We start from the raw sequence: 16,620 nt of genomic DNA, 5'->3' as shown, positions 1-16,620 counted from the left end.
TATCATGTCAAAAAGAGATTATTACGAAGTACTGGAGGTTCCAAAAAATGCAAGTGCCGAGGAGATAAAAAAGGCCTATCGTAAAAAGGCCCTGAAATATCATCCCGACAGGAATCCGGGTGACAAAGAGGCAGAAGACAAATTCAAAGAGGCTGCCGAAGCCTATGAAATTCTCAGCAACCCGGAAAAAAGACAACGATATGATCAGTTTGGTCATGCCGGCGTGGGAGGCGCCGCCGGAAACGGATTCGGTGGTGGCGGAATGACCATGGAAGATATTTTCTCCCACTTTGGCGATATCTTTGGCGGCGGTTTTGGCAGCTTTGGCGGCTTTGGTGGTTTTGGCGGATCCTCCAGAGGAGGTCAAAGAGTTGCCAAAGGCTCCAATTTAAGAGTCAAAGTAAAATTAACCCTTCAGGAAGTTGCTAAAGGGGTTGAAAAGAAAATCAAAGTAAAGAAATACGGTGCTTGCGATCACTGTAACGGCACCGGTGCTGCCAATGGCACAGCCTTCTCCACCTGTTCCACCTGCGGAGGCAATGGCAGAGTCACAAGAATTTCTAACACCATTCTTGGGCAGATGCAAACCACCACCGCCTGCCCTTCATGCAATGGAGAAGGTAAAACCATCACGCAAAAATGTCCGCACTGTAACGGGGAAGGCGTGATCAGAAAAGAAGAAATCATCAGCATCAATATTCCTGCCGGCGTCGAAGAGGGTATGCAACTGTCGGTTTCCGGTAAAGGCAATGCAGCCCGACGCGGTGGCATAAACGGTGATTTACTGGTACTCATTGAAGAGGAAAAACATCCTGAGCTCAAAAGAGAAGGAAGCAATCTGATATACAACCTGTTGCTCAGCATCCCGGAAGCCATCTTAGGCACCGCGGCAGAAATCCCTACTGTCGATGGAAAAGTGAAAGTCAAAATTGAACCGGGCACACAACCCGGTAAGATTCTCAGATTACGAGGAAAAGGGCTTCCCGAAGTCAACAGCTATCATCAAGGTGATTTGTTAGTGAAAATTAACGTTTGGATACCTTCTGCTGTGTCGAAGGATGAAAAGAAAACGCTTGAAAAAATGAAAGAGTCGTCCTCCTTCTCGCCTCGAAAGGAGCAAAATGGATTCTTTAATAAGATGAAAGACATTTTCTGATTCGAGATCTCTGTAAATGAAAACGGGGCCGTCGGGTTCCCGTTTTTTTTATATCTTTTGCGGAAAATTTTCAAAACACCATGAACATTCAGCAACTGGAATATATCGTGGCACTGGACAACCACCGACATTTTGTGGGAGCAGCAGAAAGTTGCCACATCACACAGCCAACCCTCACCATGCAAATCAAAAAGCTGGAAGATGAAATTGGCGTACAAATATTCAACCGCGCAAAAAAACCGATCGAACCAACTCCCGCCGGAGAAGAAATCATTATCCGGGCACGACAAATACTCAGAGAAATAGGAGAACTTCGCAACTTCGTTTCCAACGAGCAAAACAGTATTGAAGGCGAATTCAGGATCGGCATTATTCCGACTCTGGCCCCTTACCTCATTCCACGGTTCCTTCCCCAATTCATTAAGGACAATCCCAATACCCATCTCCGTATCGAAGAACTCGAATCGGAGCACTTGCTTAAAGCGTTGCACAACGATCGCATCGACATTGGTCTCATGGTAACGCCGGCGGAGGAACGACAAATCAGAGAAATACCTCTCTTTTACGAACCTTTCCTGTTCTATGCCCCTTACGATCATCCCTATATGCATAACGAGCTGATTGATGACAAAAAACTCGATCCCGCAAAAGTACTGGTCCTTACCGAAGGGCATTGTTTTAGAAACCAGACCCTCGACATTTGTGGCAAAAACAACCAAAACAACAATGCGTTCGGTTTCTTTTATGAAAGCGGAAGTATCGAAGCCCTTAAATCGATGGTAAAAAAAGGTATCGGATACACGCTGGTCCCCGAACTGTCGGTCGACCCATTAACCGACAAACCCTTTGTGCGCCGATTCGCTCAGCCGGAGCCGGTTCGTGAAGTCAGTATTGTGGTCCATCAGAACTTCCCGCGAGAGTTGCTGATCGAAAGAATCAAAGAAGCCATCCTGGATAATCTACCTGACAACTTCAACAAGACCAAATGTATCAAAAAGATAAAGTGGCGGTAAAAATTCCGGAATCGGTATTTCAAAAATACTTTGGCCAACCTCGATAAGGGCTTTGCGGTATTCATTTTACCTATTGCGAAGTCCGAAAATCCATTGTGGACGTTCAAAAAACCGCTCTAAACTGCCACCCTGTCAGTCGTCGAGTTCAAAAGAGGACTGCAGTCGGAAACCTTGTCATGCGCGGAGTTCATCCAACGCTTTCAAACTGAAATCTTGTCAGCCGGGAAGTTCATCCAACGCTTTCAAACCGAAATCCTGTCAGTTTCGGAGTAAGATTATCAATCTCAAACTGAAATCCTGTCAATCGCCAAGTTAAAAAACACATTCCCCGAGTAAAAAAAGCGACTGCATTTCCCGCCCCATTGACCGGAATCGGATCTTCGCCCTTTTCCCAAGTGCCATAATGCAACCACGCCTTTGCCCTGTCCCTTGTTTTTTTTGCAAAATTCAAAGGTGCTGAACATCCGGAAAAGTTATAAATACGGCCATTGACGGCCTCATCCCAACCCATCTGCCATGATCTCTATGCTATGAAAAAAAACATAAACCTTGCATATTAAAAAATCATTCCCTATAATTGCAATGTCAAACCATAACAAAAATCATATTTCAAAACTGAAATTTGTTACTAAAAAAAGACAATTAGATATTAATTGAACTAATATGAACAATACAATTTATAATATTTGGTGGTGGCGTCATTTCTTGCATCCTGTTTCGGGGTGAAGGTGATGCCCTCATACCATTATTATAAAGATGAGATAAAAGGCTTGCCGAACTCCGGCAAGCCTTTTTTTTATGACTTAAACCGAAAAATAAAACACACCATAACGATGAAGAAACAACAACTAAAACTTTTGTGCAGTCGCATTCCCGCCCATGTTGGCGACATCGTAACCCCTGTCAGTGTCTATCTAAAATTGCGGGATCTCTTTCCCAACACCATTTTGCTGGAAAGTTCGGATTATCATAGCAGCAACAACTCGCTCTCCTTTGTTTGCTTTAAACCCATTGCCGACTTCATCGTCAGCAACGAAGTGGTAAAATACCGTTTCCCTGATGGTTCGGTCTCACAAACCAGCCTTCCGGATCATCAGTCAGTACCGGAACTAATCCAGGACTTCATCAACAGTTTCGATATCAGCAAAGAAGATCAAAGACAATGTCCGGTTCCTGCATCCGGCCTTTATGGATACACTGCTTACGATGCGGTACGATACTTTGAAGATCTCCAGATTGACATAACGCCCGATGCACCACACGCAATTCCCGACATACGATATCATCTCTATCGGTCGGTCATTGCATTCAACCATTTTACCAATCAGCTATACTTTGTGGAACATTTGCTTCCGGGCGAAGAATCACAACTCAATGCGATTCTGGAAATACTAAAAAACCGCGCAGTGCCGGCATTTAAGTTTCAGCCGGTCAACGATGAATATTCGCCCATCACAGGTAATGAATACAAAAAGATGGTCACGCACGGCAAGAATCATTGCTATCGGGGCGATGTCTTTCAGATTGTTCTGTCCAGACAATTTCAACAATCCTTCAAAGGCGATGAGTTTAATGTTTATCGCGCACTGAGACACATCAATCCTTCGCCCTATCTTTTTTATTTCGATTACGGCAACTACAGGTTGATGGGTTCATCTCCGGAAACTCAGCTCATCATTGAAAAGGGTGTGGCATCCATCAACCCCATTGCCGGAACATTCCGACGCACCGGCGATGATCTGAAAGACATGCAGCTGGCTGAAGAGCTGAGCAAAGACCCGAAAGAAAATGCCGAACACGTCATGTTGGTAGATCTGGCACGCAACGATCTGGGGCGAAACTGCCATCAAGTGGAAGTCAAAACCTACAAGGAAGTACAATACTACAGTCATGTGCTGCACATGGTCTCTGAGGTGCATGGTAAGCTTCGCAATCCTAACGACATAGCCAAGGTGATGGCCGACACATTCCCTGCCGGAACACTTTCGGGAGCCCCCAAATACAGAGCCATGGAACTGATCAACAAGTACGAACCCCACAACAGGGGTTTCTATGGCGGATGCATCGGAAAACTAGGTCTGGATGGATCTTTCAACCAAGCAATTATGATCCGATCCTTCCTAAGCAAAGACAATACACTCATCTATCAGGCGGGCGCGGGTATCGTCTCTGAATCCGACGAAGAAAAAGAACTTCAGGAAACCAACAATAAACTGCGAGCTCTAAAAACAGCCATCGAAATGGCCGCCGAGTTTTAACAACACATCACAAACCTTAGCATAGATCTTTCATCATGAAAATACTTGTATTAGACAATTACGACTCATTCACTTATAATCTGGTGCACTATCTGGAAGAAATAGCCGACCAGGAAGTAGATGTTTTCCGAAACGATAAAATCACCGTTGATCAGGCAGCGGCCTACGACAAAATAGTCCTGTCGCCCGGACCGGGCATCCCCTGCGAAGCGGGCATTCTAAAGCCGCTCATCAAGGCCTTATCACCCACCCATTCCATATTAGGCGTTTGTTTGGGATGCCAGGCCATTGCCGAAGTGTTTGGCGGCACCATCACCAACCTTTCTAAAGTATATCACGGCATCGCCACCCCCATATCGGTGTGCGACAGAGATGAATTGCTGTTCAACACCCTCCCCGACACCTTCATGGGGGGACGCTACCACTCATGGGTGGTGAATGACAAAGATCTACCATCCGACCTGCATGTCACAGCCCGCGATATGCAAGGACAAATCATGGGTATCACCCATAAAAAATATGACGTTAGGGGGGTTCAGTTTCATCCGGAATCCATCCTCACCGAACACGGCAAACAAATGATCAAAAACTGGCTCGAAGGATAATCACAAGAAACAAATTCCAGACGTTAAACACATTAATTATTCAATGCCATGTTACAACACACATTAACCAGATTATTCAATTACAACACATTAACCAGAGAGGAAGCCAGAAACATCCTCATCAATATCACAAGCGAAAATTACAGTCAGTCGGAAGTAGTGGCCTTTCTTTCGGTTTTTATGATGCGGCCGGTGACCGTAGAAGAACTCTCAGGCTTCCGCGACGGTCTTATGGAGCAATGCAAAACCATTGATCTGTCTGAGTTTGAGACCATCGACATGTGTGGCACCGGAGGAGACGGGAAAAACACTTTCAATATATCCACCTTGGCATCACTGGTGGTGGCAGGCGCCGGCTACAAAGTGGCCAAGCATGGCAACGCAGGCGTCAGCTCGGCCTGCGGCTCTTCCAACGTCATGGAATATCTGGGGTATAAATTCACCAATGACAATGACCGGTTAAAAAAACAAATCGACAAAGCCGGCATTTGTTTCCTCCACGCCCCCCTTTTCCATCCGGCCATGAAAGCCGTAGGGCCGATCCGCCGGGAGCTGGGCATCAAAACTTTCTTCAACATGCTTGGCCCAATGGTTAACCCTTCGGATCCAAAAAACCAGCTGGTGGGCGTCTTTAGCCTGGAATTAAGCCGCATCTATCAGTACATTTACCAGGAAACCGACAAAAACTTCAGCATCGTACACAGCATCGACGGCTATGACGAAGTTTCGTTGACCGATGCTTTTAAGGTGATCTCTCACAAAGGCGAAAAAATTCTCACCCCAAGGGAAATCAACATGCCAAAGAATAACCCTGAGGAGATATTTGGCGGAAACTCGGTTGAAGAATCAGCTGCAGTATTTAAAAAAGTATTGGCCGGCGATGGATCTCCCGCACAGAACAATACCGTTATTGTGAATGCTGCTCTGGCCATCCAAACCATGGATCATGTCCTTTCATTGGATCAATGTTTGGAAAAAGCGAAAAATTCACTCTTCCGGGGAGATGCAAAAAAAGCGTTGGAATACTTATTGGATATTCAATAAATGCATCCTCAAAAAAAATTTACTAAACGCAATTAGTATTACAATAACAGATATGCATTCAATCACGGTTATGAAGTATTCCCAACTTTCATCCAAATGACAATGACCAGAAACATGAATATACTTGACAAAATTGTAGCCAACAAAAGGAAAGAGCTGCAAACCGCAAAACAACAAGTGACAATTAAAGAGCTTGAATATTATCGCCATTTTTCGTCAGAGGTCCCTTCCCTTAAAAACAGCCTAAAAGAACATGCTGATTTTCCCGTCATTGCAGAATTCAAGCGCAAATCCCCTTCCAAAGGAGATATCAACCTCGAAGCAGACCTCAAAGAAGTGATAACGACTTACCATAAGGCAGCAGTTGCAGGCATCTCTGTTCTTACCGACCAGACCTTCTTTGGGGGAAACAACGACGACCTAAGCACTGCCCGAGATTTGACCAACCGCCCCATCCTACGTAAGGAGTTCATTATTGACCCCTATCAGGTTTATGAAGCCAAAGCCATTGGAGCCAGCGCCATCTTGCTCATTGCTGCCATCCTGAACAAAAAACAGGCTCGCGACCTGGCAGCTTTGGCAAACTATCTGGGCATGGAAGTACTAATGGAAATTCACGACAAAGAAGAAATGGATTTACTAAACATCTATGTAGATCTGGTGGGAATCAACAACCGCAATTTAAAAACGTTTAATGTCAATCTGGAACATGCCGCCAACCTGGCATCAATCTTACCCAAAGAGTTTCTTCCCATAGCCGAGAGTGGCATCCATTCGGCCGCAGATGTTCTCTTTCTGAAAGAAGCAGGTTTCAAAGGCTTCCTCATGGGAGAGTTTTTTATGAAACACCAAAATCCCGGCAAAGCCTGTATAGATTTAAAAGAGGAAATATCCAAGATACGAATCTGAGATACAATGAACAGAAACATAAAAATAAAAGTTTGCGGAATGCGTGATCAACGAAACATTGAAGCATTGATCGCATTAAAGCCCGACTATATCGGTTTCATTTTCTACCCTCAAAGTCCAAGGTATGCAGGAAATATTCTGAATTCCTCAACAGTTAAGGGCATCCCTTCCACCATTAAAAAGACCGGCGTTTTTGTTAATGCCGACACCCACTCCATTGTTTCAACTTGTCAAAAATATCATCTAAACAGCGTTCAGCTACATGGAAAAGAAACACCTCTTCAATGCCGCGAATTGCAAAAAGAAGGCCTTGAGATTATAAAAGCATTCAGCCTAAAGCAAACATCTGATTTGAAAATCACAGATGACTATCACGACTCGTGCCATTATTTTCTATTTGACACACCCTCTGCAAAGCACGGCGGCAGCGGACAAAAATTCGACTGGTCGGTTTTATCACAATTCAACGCCGACAAGCCGTTTTTCCTAAGTGGGGGTATCGGAGAATCGGATGCTAAAGCCATCATTCAACACTGTCCCGTTCAGCCCTATGCGGTGGATATTAACAGCCGATTTGAAACCGCCCCGGGAATGAAAAACATCGAAGCCATCGCTCGGTTCCTTTCAGCAATTAAACAATTGTAAAAATGAGACAGCAAAAGAAAGAGATCAATAATTTGCAGAGATGATACGGTCCTCATCTACCATACCGCGTTAAAGCAGTTTAGGCAAACAGTTCATCGGTCAACAGATATGATAAATCCAACGAACACAATTAATTCCTCCGGCATTTAACCGGTAAGAAACAACAAAAAAACAGATCAAATCATGATAAAAGAAGAACAATCCAAATCGTTTCATCCCGACAATCATGGATTTTATGGCCCTTTTGGCGGGGCCTATATTCCCGAAATGCTCATACCCAACATTGAAAACCTAAGAAACAACTACCTAAAAATCATCAACTCAGAAAGCTTCAAAAAAGAGTTCAAAGCTCTGCTCGAAGATTATGCTGGGCGACCAACCCCACTATACTATGCATCCAAGCTTTCGGAACAATACGATTGTAACTTATGGCTCAAACGGGAAGATCTGACACATACCGGTAGCCATAAAATCAACAACACCATAGGACAAATACTTCTGGCCCGTGAAATGGGAAAGAAACGCATTATTGCAGAGACAGGGGCCGGGCAGCACGGTGTGGCCACCGCTACGGTATGTGCCCTTGCGGGCCTTAAATGCATCGTTTATATGGGCGAAACCGACATTGAGCGGCAGGCACCCAATGTGGCCCGTATGAAAATGTTAGGAGCAGAAGTAAGAACGGCCATGTCGGGAAGCCGTACATTAAAAGATGCCACCAATGAAGCCATCCGCGACTGGATCGCCAACCCCCTCGACACCTATTATCTTATTGGCTCGGTAGTAGGACCTCATCCCTATCCAGATCTGGTCGCTCGACTTCAATCCATCATCAGCGAGGAAACAAAACAGCAATTCCGCGACAAAACCGACAAAGAATTTCCCGATTATGTGGTTGCCTGTGTGGGGGGAGGATCCAATGCAGCCGGCTCGTTTTACCACTTTCTCGACCATCCACAAGTCAAACTCATTGGCGCCGAAGCGGCAGGATTGGGATTATCGTCCGGACAGACGGCAGCCACCATCGCCCTGGGCGAAACAGGCGTAATCCACGGCAGCATGACCTATCTGATGCAAACCGACGACGGTCAGATAACCGAACCATACAGTATCTCTGCCGGTCTCGACTATCCCGGCATCGGACCACTGCACGCATGGCTCAGCAAATCGGGGAGAGCCCGTTACCTCTCGGTAACCGATCAAGAAGCTCTCGATGCTGCATTGCTTCTTACCAGGCAAGAAGGCATCATCCCGGCTCTGGAATCGGCTCATGCCGTAGCAGCCATCAACCAACTGGATCTGAATCCGCAGGACAACTTAGTGGTTACCATTTCGGGCAGAGGAGACAAAGATATGAACACCTATATGAACAGGCTCAATCTTTTATAAACGCTTCTCTTCATTTTAAATGTCAATGTCATCTTAAAAAAGAGACCCCGAAACCATCATCTTTAATGCAAAAAACAATCGTAACATGGAAAAACTCATCACTCGGTTTAATCAAAATAGAAATCTGTTATCCATTTATTTCACCGCAGGCTTTCCGTTCCTCCGAAGCACAGTACCCATATTAAAAGCACTGGAAAAAGGAGGTGTCGATTTTGTGGAAATCGGAATGCCGTATTCCGATCCTCTGGCCGATGGTCCCGTAATTCAAAATAGCAGCACCAAAGCCCTCAGCAATGGCATGTCGCTTAAAGTTCTCTTTGATCAACTCAGCGGTATCTCTCAAACAGTCAAAATCCCCATAATCCTTATGGGTTATCTGAACCCAATTCTGAAGTATGGATTCGAGCCATTCATTCGGAAATGCCGGGAAACGGGTGTCAGTGGCCTCATCATCCCGGATCTTCCCTACGAAACCTATCTCGACAAATATGAAACACTTTTCTCTGACAATAACATCAGTAACATTTTTCTGATAACCCCTCAAACCACTGAGGAAAGAATCAGGAAACTGGATCGGGCATCGACCTCTTTTCTCTATATGGTTTCTTCTGCAGCCGTTACAGGCATTCGAAAAGGCCTGTCAGATACCCAGATTCAATACTTCGAAAGAATCCGGGCCATGAAACTGAACACGCCGGCGATGGTGGGCTTCGGTATCAGCAATCATGAAACCTTCAGCCGGGTTTGCCGTTATGCTCAAGGCGCTATCGTTGGGAGTGCTTTCATCAAACATCTGGAACATCATGGGGACAACCCGGAGGAAATAATTAAATTCGTGAAAAACCTCAAAAACAACTAACAAATAAACATTTTTCACGAACCACCGGTTTTAAATTATTACTTTTGTATCCTATTTAGTACCAAAATTTGATATGAAAAACAGAGAAACAGCTATATTAAGAATTCATTGCCCCGATCAAAAAGGCATTGTAGCGCGGGTGACCGATTTCATCCATCAAAACAATGGAAATATTGTTGCTCTCGACCAATATACCAACCCGACGGAGAAACACTTTTTCATGCGGGTAGAGTGGGAACTGGAAGAATTCCTCTTGGAGCGAGATGACATTGCCGCTGTTTTTGGTCCGCTGTTGGGCAAACCCCTCGAAATGGTTTGGGATCTCAAATTTTCGGACAAAGTGCCCAGAATGGGAATTTTTGTTTCCAAGAGCTCTCATTGTCTCTATGATTTGCTGGCGCACTATCAGGCCGGTGAGTGGAAGGTGGAAATACCGGTTATTATCAGCAACCACAACAACCTTGAGGAAGTAGCAGCCCAGTTCAACATTCCGTTTTTTCACATTCCGGTGAATAAAGACAACAAGATAGAACAAGAGAAAAAAGAACTGGAAATTCTTCGCGAACATCAGGTAGATTTTATTGTTCTGGCCAGATATATGCAAATTCTTTCTTCCGATTTTGTCGCCAATTATCCCAACAGAGTTATTAACATACACCACTCTTTCCTTCCTGCCTTCGCGGGTGCCAAGCCTTATCATGCCGCCTATTCCAGAGGAGTGAAAATAATCGGCGCAACCAGCCATTATGTTACTTCAGATCTGGATGCCGGCCCCATCATTGATCAGGATGTGATTCGCATTTCGCACCACGACACAGTGGAAAGTCTTATTCAAAAAGGTAAGGACATAGAAAAAATTGTACTTTCACGGGCTGTTAAGGCCCACCTGGAAAGAAAAACACTGGTATACAAAAACAAAACAATCGTATTCGTCTAATTAACCTATTTGTTCATGAAAAAATCCGGTCTTATATTATTATTGCTTATGACCTTTCACCTAAGCGCCCAGGAACATAAAGACAATCGTGGCTATATCGTTAAAACAGGCGACGAAGCCCCTCTTTTCGAAGCCACCCTCGCCAATGGTGAAACATTTCGGCTCAAGGATTACAGAGGCAAGGTCGTAATGCTGCAATTCACCGCCAGCTGGTGCGGAGTCTGTCGAAAAGAGATGCCACATATAGAAAAAGAGATCTGGCAAAAACACAAAGACAATGGATTAGTGGTGATAGGTATCGATCGGGATGAGCCTTTGGAAACCGTTAAGAAATTTGCCAAAGAAACAGGCATCTCCTACCCGCTTGCATTGGATCCCGGGGCCAAAATCTTCAGTCTCTATGCCGAAAAAAAAGCAGGAATCACCCGAAATGTCCTAATCGACCCACAGGGAAAGATTGTTTTTCTGACCCGGCTTTTCAACCCCGAAGAGTTTCAGGCACTGGTTCAGAAAATTGACCAATTAATGCAACAACAATAATGAAGATCGCCATCATAAAATATAATGCCGGAAATATCCGATCGGTAAGCTTTGCCCTTGAACGACTGGGCCATAAGCCAATCATCACCGACGACCACAACATCATCCGAAAAGCTGACAAAGTGATTTTTCCCGGCGTGGGAGAAGCCAGCACCACCATGGCCTATCTCCAACAAGAAGGTCTGGATGAACTAATCCCCTCACTCACTCAACCCGTATTGGGAATCTGCCTGGGACTGCAGTTAATGTGCCGCTATTCGGAGGAAGGCGACACGGAATGTCTGGGCATCTTTAATGCACCCGTAAAAAAATTCATCCCTCAAAAAGAGGCTGAGCAAAAACAAAAAATCCCACATATGGGATGGAACGATCTCACGCACGTAAAAGCTCCCCTTTTTAACCAAGAGCTAGAAGGTGAATATGTCTATTTTGTGCACAGCTACTATGTTCCCACGGGGCCCGAAACCATTGCCCAGGCCAATTACATTCACCCATTTAGTGCTGCGCTGCAAAAAGATAATTTTTTTGCAACCCAGTTTCACCCCGAAAAAAGCGGATCGGTGGGTGAACAGATTTTAAAAAATTTCCTGACCATTGAATAATCCGGCGAGGCCGGAACCGAAACATACGTTATAAATGAAGGCCATAGAACTTATTCCTGCCATAGATATTATCGGCGGCAAATGTGTCCGCCTCAGCAAGGGCGATTACCAAACCAAAAAGATATACAATGAGAATCCTTTGGAAGTAGCCCTTCAGTTTCAGGATGCCGGCATCCAACGTCTTCATCTGGTGGATCTGGATGGTGCCAAAGAAGGACGAATCATCAATTATAAAATTCTGGAAAGAATTGCATCTCGTACCAATCTGGTGATCGACTTTGGCGGTGGTCTAAAGACCTCCGATGACCTGAGAATTGCCTTCGAATGTGGTGCACAAATGGTCACGGGCGGAAGCATCGCCGTAAAAAACCCGGATGAGTTTACCGCCTGGATCACCCAATACTCATCCGACAGAATCATCCTTGGATCCGACACCAAAAAGGGCAAAATAGCAGTTTCAGGATGGACGGAGACATCCGAAACGGATCTTTTTGATTTTCTGGAACATTATATCAACAAAGGAATTACAAAAACCATCTGCACCGACATCAACAAAGACGGAATGCTGGAAGGGCCTGCCATCGAACTGTACCAAAAAATTCGGCAACGTTTCCCCGAGCTCTACCTCATCGCCAGCGGAGGCGTCAGCAGCATGAAAGACATCGACGCTCTGGAAGCTGCAGGCATCCCGGCTGTCATCTTTGGCAAAGCCATTTATGAAGGAAGGATTGGAGTGGAAGAGTTGGGAAGAAGAGGTTAGAAAATAGTCATTCGCCATTAGGCATTAATAAAAAGAGACAGGGTTATTGACTTAGACAAGGTTCGATAATGGATCTTTATTCGAATTGCAGGCCCAAAAGAAAATTCGTTACCGACGATCATCTATAAAAAAAGGATTTTGAAGCGTTTCACCCCAAAGCACAGAAGTTGCAAAAATGCTCACAGGTTTAAAAAACAAACTAAAGCGATCCATTAAATCTTAAACATATTACCTAGAAAACATGCTCTAGAACTCAAAACATTAAAGACAATCTTTTATAAAAGAACAACAATCCATTGCAAAATTTAAACTAAAAAATGCTCTCAAAACGTATCATACCATGCCTCGACATCCGAAACGGGAAAACCGTTAAAGGGGTGAAATTTCTCGACATTAAGGAAGTAGGCGACCCCGTGGAGTTGGGTGCCCTTTATGCCCGGCAAGGCGCTGACGAGTTGGTATTCCTAGATATTACCGCCAGTCACGAAAAGCGCAAGACTTTTGCCGATCTGGTTCGTCGTATTGCCCAGCATATCAACATTCCTTTCACCGTAGGAGGAGGTATTAGTGAGCTAAAAGATGCTGAAACCTTGCTGAATGCAGGAGCCGATAAAATATCCATCAACTCTTCAGCAGTAAAGAATCCACAACTGATTAGTGATTTGGCCAAACATTTCGGAAGTCAGTTTGTCGTGGTGGCCATCGATGCCAAACAACTGGACGCTGACGAATGGGTGGTAACGGTCAACGGAGGCCGTATTCCGACCGAAAAGCGATTGTATTCATGGGCCGAAGAAGCCGAAGATCGCGGGGCCGGAGAAATCCTCTTTACCAGTATGGACCACGACGGCGTTAAAAAGGGATTTGCCAACGAAGCGTTGGCACGACTGTCTGATGAACTGTCCATCCCCATCATTGCATCGGGAGGAGCCGGCGCCAAAGAACATTTCAAAGATGTCTTTACCACCGGGAAAGCAGATGCCGGCCTGGCAGCCAGCATTTTCCATTTTAATGAGATTCCCATACCTGAGTTAAAAGATTACCTGAGAAGTCATCGCATACCGATAAGGTAAAACTTTGACTACAATCACACCTCATTATTATTATCTTTGCAATCTTTAAATAGCATATGTCTTCCAATCGATTAAAGCATTAGAACTTCTTTTTTTCTTATCAATAAGAAGACACTCACGTTTTTTTATACAGATTTATATGTCAAAAAAAAATATCATGCAATTAGACTTTTCGAAATTAGGGAACGGACTTCTTCCTGCCATCATTCAGGATGCCGATACAAATGTTGTCCTTATGCTGGGGTTTATGAATGAAGAAGCCTTTGAAAAAACCCAACAAGAAAAAAGAGTCACATTTTACAGTCGCACCAAACAAAGACTATGGACCAAGGGGGAAGAGTCAGGAAACTTTCTGGAGGTAGAAACCATTATCCCTGACTGCGACAACGACACCATCCTGATCAAAGCCCATCCGGTCGGTCCCGTTTGCCATACCGGCAACGACACCTGTTTTGCCGAGACCAATAAAGGCAATATAGACTTTCTGGTTTCTCTACAGGACTTGATTGACCACAGGCTTCAAACCATGCCCGAAGGGTCGTATACCACCTCTCTGTTCAAAAAAGGAATCAATAAAATAGCCCAAAAAGTGGGAGAAGAAGCTGTCGAAACGGTCATTGAAGCCAAAGATCAAAACGACGACTTGTTCCTCAACGAGTCGGCAGACCTTATCTATCACCTATTGGTACTGTTGACAGCCAAAGGCTTTCGCATTGAAGATGTGGTTAAAGTGCTGCAGGGACGACACAAATAAAATCTTTCCCATTTTTTGAGTCATGGTTTGTAACCCAAATATCGGACCATCCGATCCGACAGTTCTTTTATGGTGTAAACCGAAAACAGAACAATGAATTCTAAAATCTTTGAGAGAACAACTGATCGAGCACAAGCAATACTTGATAAATATTACCCAGACCATCATCCGGCCAGAAATATTCTCTTAATACACAGCACGCTGGTACAAAAAAAAGCACTGGAAATAGCCGACAATCATCCGGAGCTTGACGCTGACCATCAGTTTCTGGCCGAGGCTGCCTTGCTTCACGATATCGGGATTTTTCAAACTTATGCACCGAAAATAGGATGTCACGGAACTCATCCTTACATTTGCCATGGCTATCTGGGACGCGAAATTCTGGAAAAAGAAGGATTACCTCGGCATGCCTTGGTCTGTGAAAGACATACCGGAACAGGATTGACTGCCAATGAAATTCAATACCAGAACCTCCCCCTTCCAATCCGAGATATGATACCCGTATCCATTGAAGAACAGATCATCTGTTTTGCGGACCTCTTCTTCAGTAAAGGACGCGAACCGGAAAGAGAAAAAAACATCGATGAGATAACCCGATCCCTGGAAAAATACGGTAACGAAAAAGTTGAGATTTTTTTAAAATGGAAAAAAATATTTCTGTAGATCAAGAAAAACACGATGCAGCCTGGTATTTTAATCATCCCGATTATGGTGATAATTGTGCACAGGCCATTCTTCGTCATTACGGTAAATCAAAAGAAGAAATAGAATACATGAAGACCATGGGTGTCGGACACGCCCCTGATGGTTATTGCGGAGCTCTGTACGGTGCCATGTATATTCTAAAAGATAATCCTGAAGCCCAGCAAAAAGTTATTGATGCTTTTGTTCAGGAGACTGGTTCTCCGCGTTGCAGAGAAATTAAGAAACATCATAAAGTTCCATGTCGCAAATGCGTACAGATTGCTGACAACGCCGTAAAAAACCTAATTGAACCCTCCAATAATAATGAACACTGACATCTGGGAAGAACCGGTAACCATCTCATCTTTTGACGTGGGGGCCTCGGGTCGTCTGGAGCCCTCGGCCCTAATGAAACACCTTCAGGAAGCGGCCGCAAAGCATGCCATTGGTCTGGGCGTTGGTTTTGACGATCTAAGAAAAGACAATATTTTTTGGGCATTAACCCATCTTCAAGTTGAGATTCTGAATTGGCCCTCGATGATGGAAAAGGTAACCATCGAAACCTGGCCACGCAATATCCAGAAATTATATTCTACCCGTGACTTTCTTATCAAAGACCACCAAAACCGTACTCTGGTAAAAGCGTCTTCGGCATGGATCATGGTGGATATATTGCGGAAAAGACCCATACGTCCCTACGAAAGGCTGCACAACAAACCTTTTGTCACCCACCGTATGGCTTTAGGGGAATTCCCTAAAACGCTGTCTCACCTACCTGACAGTATTAACATGCAAGAACATCGCAGGCAGGTGGTTTATTCCGACCTCGACTTTAACCATCATGTCAACAACACCCGATATATGGAATGGCTGATGGATGCCATAGCCCCTGAAGGGTCTGAAATAGCTTCGTTCAACATCCATTTCACCAACGAATTTAAAAAGGGAGAATCGGTCATCATTAAAACAGGATACCCCGAAAACGATTCTAACAACCTGGTATTTGTCATTGATCACGAATCTACCGGAAAGACAGGATGTTCAGGAGAAATATGTTTTAGGCAGATATCGCTCAGTACTGATTCAATAAAACCATGATCATCAATTAAGGTTGTCTCAACAAGAAATGTATCACATGCCACATCAAAAATTTACTCTCGGATATCTTTTAATCTCCTTGGTGTAATCATCATGGAGTAGAGATGCTCCCTATTTGCGTCAGCCTTTTTTTGAATAGAAATGTTCAGATCTTTTTCTACAGCATTGATTATCCTATTTATAGTAATGTTACGTAACTTTTCGTAATCCAATGACATTTTCAGTGCCCTAAACGGTGCTGCCAGTTTCTTCTCATGAGTCTTTGTGTTTGGCCATAGTTTTAAACCATTCTTG

The 16,620-nt window shown here is 44.4% G+C and carries 19 protein-coding genes; 18 read left to right on the top strand and 1 reads right to left on the bottom strand.

The features are described from left to right. Positions 1-4 precede the first annotated feature (4 nt). Positions 5-1,156 carry a molecular chaperone DnaJ gene (gene dnaJ / locus ACT29H_RS10075; protein ID WP_444821501.1) on the top strand — a complete coding sequence of 384 codons (1,152 nt, stop codon included), beginning with the start codon at positions 5-7 and terminating at the stop codon, positions 1,154-1,156. 80 nt (positions 1,157-1,236) lie between these two features. Continuing rightward, entirely contained in the window at positions 1,237-2,169 is a 933-nt protein-coding gene (locus tag ACT29H_RS10070) for a LysR substrate-binding domain-containing protein (RefSeq protein ID WP_444821500.1), read from the top strand. Positions 2,170-2,398: 229 nt separating this feature from the next. Here ACT29H_RS10070 and ACT29H_RS10065 read toward each other — a convergent pair whose 3' ends face one another. Next, positions 2,399-2,680, bottom strand: coding sequence for a hypothetical protein (locus ACT29H_RS10065; protein WP_444821499.1), 282 nt, complete (start codon positions 2,678-2,680; stop codon positions 2,399-2,401). A gap of 322 nt (positions 2,681-3,002) precedes the next feature. On the opposite strand from ACT29H_RS10065, the gene ACT29H_RS10060 reads away from it, so the two are divergent. The 16 genes from ACT29H_RS10060 (at position 3,003) to ACT29H_RS09985 (ending at position 16,326) form a co-directional block, all read left to right on the top strand. Continuing rightward, positions 3,003-4,427, top strand: coding sequence for an anthranilate synthase component I family protein (locus ACT29H_RS10060; protein ID WP_444821498.1), 1,425 nt, complete (start codon positions 3,003-3,005; stop codon positions 4,425-4,427). A gap of 35 nt (positions 4,428-4,462) precedes the next feature. Then, positions 4,463-5,032 carry an anthranilate synthase component II gene (locus tag ACT29H_RS10055; RefSeq protein WP_444821497.1) on the top strand — a complete coding sequence of 190 codons (570 nt, stop codon included), beginning with the start codon at positions 4,463-4,465 and terminating at the stop codon, positions 5,030-5,032. Between the two features lie 48 nt (positions 5,033-5,080). Beyond that, complete coding sequence (gene trpD / locus ACT29H_RS10050) at positions 5,081-6,076, top strand: anthranilate phosphoribosyltransferase (RefSeq protein WP_444821496.1); 996 nt, start codon at positions 5,081-5,083, stop codon at positions 6,074-6,076. Positions 6,077-6,190: 114 nt separating this feature from the next. Next, the gene (gene trpC / locus ACT29H_RS10045; protein ID WP_444821495.1) at positions 6,191-6,985 is read left to right on the top strand and encodes an indole-3-glycerol phosphate synthase TrpC; all 795 of its coding nucleotides are present in this window, start codon (positions 6,191-6,193) and stop codon (positions 6,983-6,985) included. A 39-nt stretch (positions 6,986-7,024) separates the two neighbouring features. Next, positions 7,025-7,630, top strand: coding sequence for a phosphoribosylanthranilate isomerase (locus ACT29H_RS10040; RefSeq protein ID WP_444821494.1), 606 nt, complete (start codon positions 7,025-7,027; stop codon positions 7,628-7,630). Between the two features lie 183 nt (positions 7,631-7,813). Further along, a complete protein-coding gene (gene trpB, locus ACT29H_RS10035) occupies positions 7,814-9,019 on the top strand; it encodes a tryptophan synthase subunit beta (protein ID WP_444821493.1) in 1,206 nt (401 codons plus the stop codon). A gap of 85 nt (positions 9,020-9,104) precedes the next feature. Next, on the top strand, positions 9,105-9,878 hold the full coding sequence (gene trpA, locus ACT29H_RS10030; RefSeq protein ID WP_444821492.1) for a tryptophan synthase subunit alpha: 774 nt from the start codon (positions 9,105-9,107) through the stop codon (positions 9,876-9,878). Positions 9,879-9,951: 73 nt separating this feature from the next. Continuing rightward, the gene (purU, locus tag ACT29H_RS10025) at positions 9,952-10,815 is read left to right on the top strand and encodes a formyltetrahydrofolate deformylase (RefSeq protein ID WP_444821491.1); all 864 of its coding nucleotides are present in this window, start codon (positions 9,952-9,954) and stop codon (positions 10,813-10,815) included. 15 nt (positions 10,816-10,830) lie between these two features. Continuing rightward, entirely contained in the window at positions 10,831-11,355 is a 525-nt protein-coding gene (locus tag ACT29H_RS10020; protein ID WP_444821490.1) for a peroxiredoxin family protein, read from the top strand. Then, positions 11,355-11,957 (top strand): imidazole glycerol phosphate synthase subunit HisH, encoded by a 603-nt coding sequence (hisH, locus tag ACT29H_RS10015; RefSeq protein WP_444821489.1) that lies wholly within the window; start codon positions 11,355-11,357, stop codon positions 11,955-11,957. The genes ACT29H_RS10020 and hisH overlap by 1 nt, the downstream gene beginning before the upstream one ends. Before the next feature lie 34 nt (positions 11,958-11,991). Beyond that, on the top strand, positions 11,992-12,717 hold the full coding sequence (gene hisA / locus ACT29H_RS10010; RefSeq protein ID WP_444821488.1) for a 1-(5-phosphoribosyl)-5-[(5-phosphoribosylamino)methylideneamino]imidazole-4-carboxamide isomerase: 726 nt from the start codon (positions 11,992-11,994) through the stop codon (positions 12,715-12,717). 317 nt (positions 12,718-13,034) lie between these two features. Next, positions 13,035-13,790, top strand: a complete 756-nt coding sequence (gene hisF / locus ACT29H_RS10005; protein ID WP_444821487.1) for an imidazole glycerol phosphate synthase subunit HisF — start codon at positions 13,035-13,037, stop codon at positions 13,788-13,790. Positions 13,791-13,929: 139 nt separating this feature from the next. Continuing rightward, positions 13,930-14,544: a bifunctional phosphoribosyl-AMP cyclohydrolase/phosphoribosyl-ATP diphosphatase HisIE gene (gene hisIE, locus ACT29H_RS10000; RefSeq protein ID WP_444821486.1), complete on the top strand. Its 615-nt coding sequence runs from the start codon at positions 13,930-13,932 to the stop codon at positions 14,542-14,544. A 93-nt stretch (positions 14,545-14,637) separates the two neighbouring features. Further along, positions 14,638-15,207: an HD domain-containing protein gene (locus ACT29H_RS09995; protein WP_444821485.1), complete on the top strand. Its 570-nt coding sequence runs from the start codon at positions 14,638-14,640 to the stop codon at positions 15,205-15,207. Then, on the top strand, positions 15,186-15,563 hold the full coding sequence (locus tag ACT29H_RS09990; protein ID WP_444821484.1) for a C-GCAxxG-C-C family (seleno)protein: 378 nt from the start codon (positions 15,186-15,188) through the stop codon (positions 15,561-15,563). The genes ACT29H_RS09995 and ACT29H_RS09990 overlap by 22 nt, the downstream gene beginning before the upstream one ends. Continuing rightward, on the top strand, positions 15,553-16,326 hold the full coding sequence (locus ACT29H_RS09985) for an acyl-[acyl-carrier-protein] thioesterase (RefSeq protein WP_444821483.1): 774 nt from the start codon (positions 15,553-15,555) through the stop codon (positions 16,324-16,326). Before ACT29H_RS09990 ends, ACT29H_RS09985 begins: the two co-directional genes overlap by 11 nt. The last annotated feature ends 294 nt before the right edge of the window (positions 16,327-16,620 follow it).

The organism is Thermophagus sp. OGC60D27, assembly GCF_052400625.1.
GTDB lineage: Bacteria > Bacteroidota > Bacteroidia > Bacteroidales > Marinilabiliaceae > Thermophagus.
Note: the sequence above shows the minus strand (reverse complement) of the source record. Positions and strands in the feature narration are given on the sequence as shown.

Bases quoted from the DNA above. Each gene is read 5' to 3' on its own strand.
- ACT29H_RS10040 (WP_444821494.1), top strand. From the start codon at position 7,025: ATGCGTGATCAACGAAACATTGAAGCATTGATCGCATTAAAGCCCGAC.
- hisF (WP_444821487.1), top strand. From the start codon at position 13,035: ATGCTCTCAAAACGTATCATACCATGCCTCGACATCCGAAACGGGAAA.
- ACT29H_RS09985 (WP_444821483.1), top strand. From the start codon at position 15,553: ATGAACACTGACATCTGGGAAGAACCGGTAACCATCTCATCTTTTGAC.
- ACT29H_RS10065 (WP_444821499.1), bottom strand. From the start codon at position 2,680: ATGGGTTGGGATGAGGCCGTCAATGGCCGTATTTATAACTTTTCCGGA.
- ACT29H_RS09995 (WP_444821485.1), top strand. From the start codon at position 14,638: ATGAATTCTAAAATCTTTGAGAGAACAACTGATCGAGCACAAGCAATA.
- hisA (WP_444821488.1), top strand. From the start codon at position 11,992: ATGAAGGCCATAGAACTTATTCCTGCCATAGATATTATCGGCGGCAAA.
- trpA (WP_444821492.1), top strand. From the start codon at position 9,105: ATGGAAAAACTCATCACTCGGTTTAATCAAAATAGAAATCTGTTATCC.
- purU (WP_444821491.1), top strand. From the start codon at position 9,952: ATGAAAAACAGAGAAACAGCTATATTAAGAATTCATTGCCCCGATCAA.
- dnaJ (WP_444821501.1), top strand. From the start codon at position 5: ATGTCAAAAAGAGATTATTACGAAGTACTGGAGGTTCCAAAAAATGCA.
- ACT29H_RS10020 (WP_444821490.1), top strand. From the start codon at position 10,831: ATGAAAAAATCCGGTCTTATATTATTATTGCTTATGACCTTTCACCTA.
- ACT29H_RS10055 (WP_444821497.1), top strand. From the start codon at position 4,463: ATGAAAATACTTGTATTAGACAATTACGACTCATTCACTTATAATCTG.
- hisIE (WP_444821486.1), top strand. From the start codon at position 13,930: ATGTCAAAAAAAAATATCATGCAATTAGACTTTTCGAAATTAGGGAAC.
- hisH (WP_444821489.1), top strand. From the start codon at position 11,355: ATGAAGATCGCCATCATAAAATATAATGCCGGAAATATCCGATCGGTA.
- ACT29H_RS10060 (WP_444821498.1), top strand. From the start codon at position 3,003: ATGAAGAAACAACAACTAAAACTTTTGTGCAGTCGCATTCCCGCCCAT.
- ACT29H_RS10070 (WP_444821500.1), top strand. From the start codon at position 1,237: ATGAACATTCAGCAACTGGAATATATCGTGGCACTGGACAACCACCGA.
- trpB (WP_444821493.1), top strand. From the start codon at position 7,814: ATGATAAAAGAAGAACAATCCAAATCGTTTCATCCCGACAATCATGGA.
- trpC (WP_444821495.1), top strand. From the start codon at position 6,191: ATGAATATACTTGACAAAATTGTAGCCAACAAAAGGAAAGAGCTGCAA.
- ACT29H_RS09990 (WP_444821484.1), top strand. From the start codon at position 15,186: ATGGAAAAAAATATTTCTGTAGATCAAGAAAAACACGATGCAGCCTGG.
- trpD (WP_444821496.1), top strand. From the start codon at position 5,081: ATGTTACAACACACATTAACCAGATTATTCAATTACAACACATTAACC.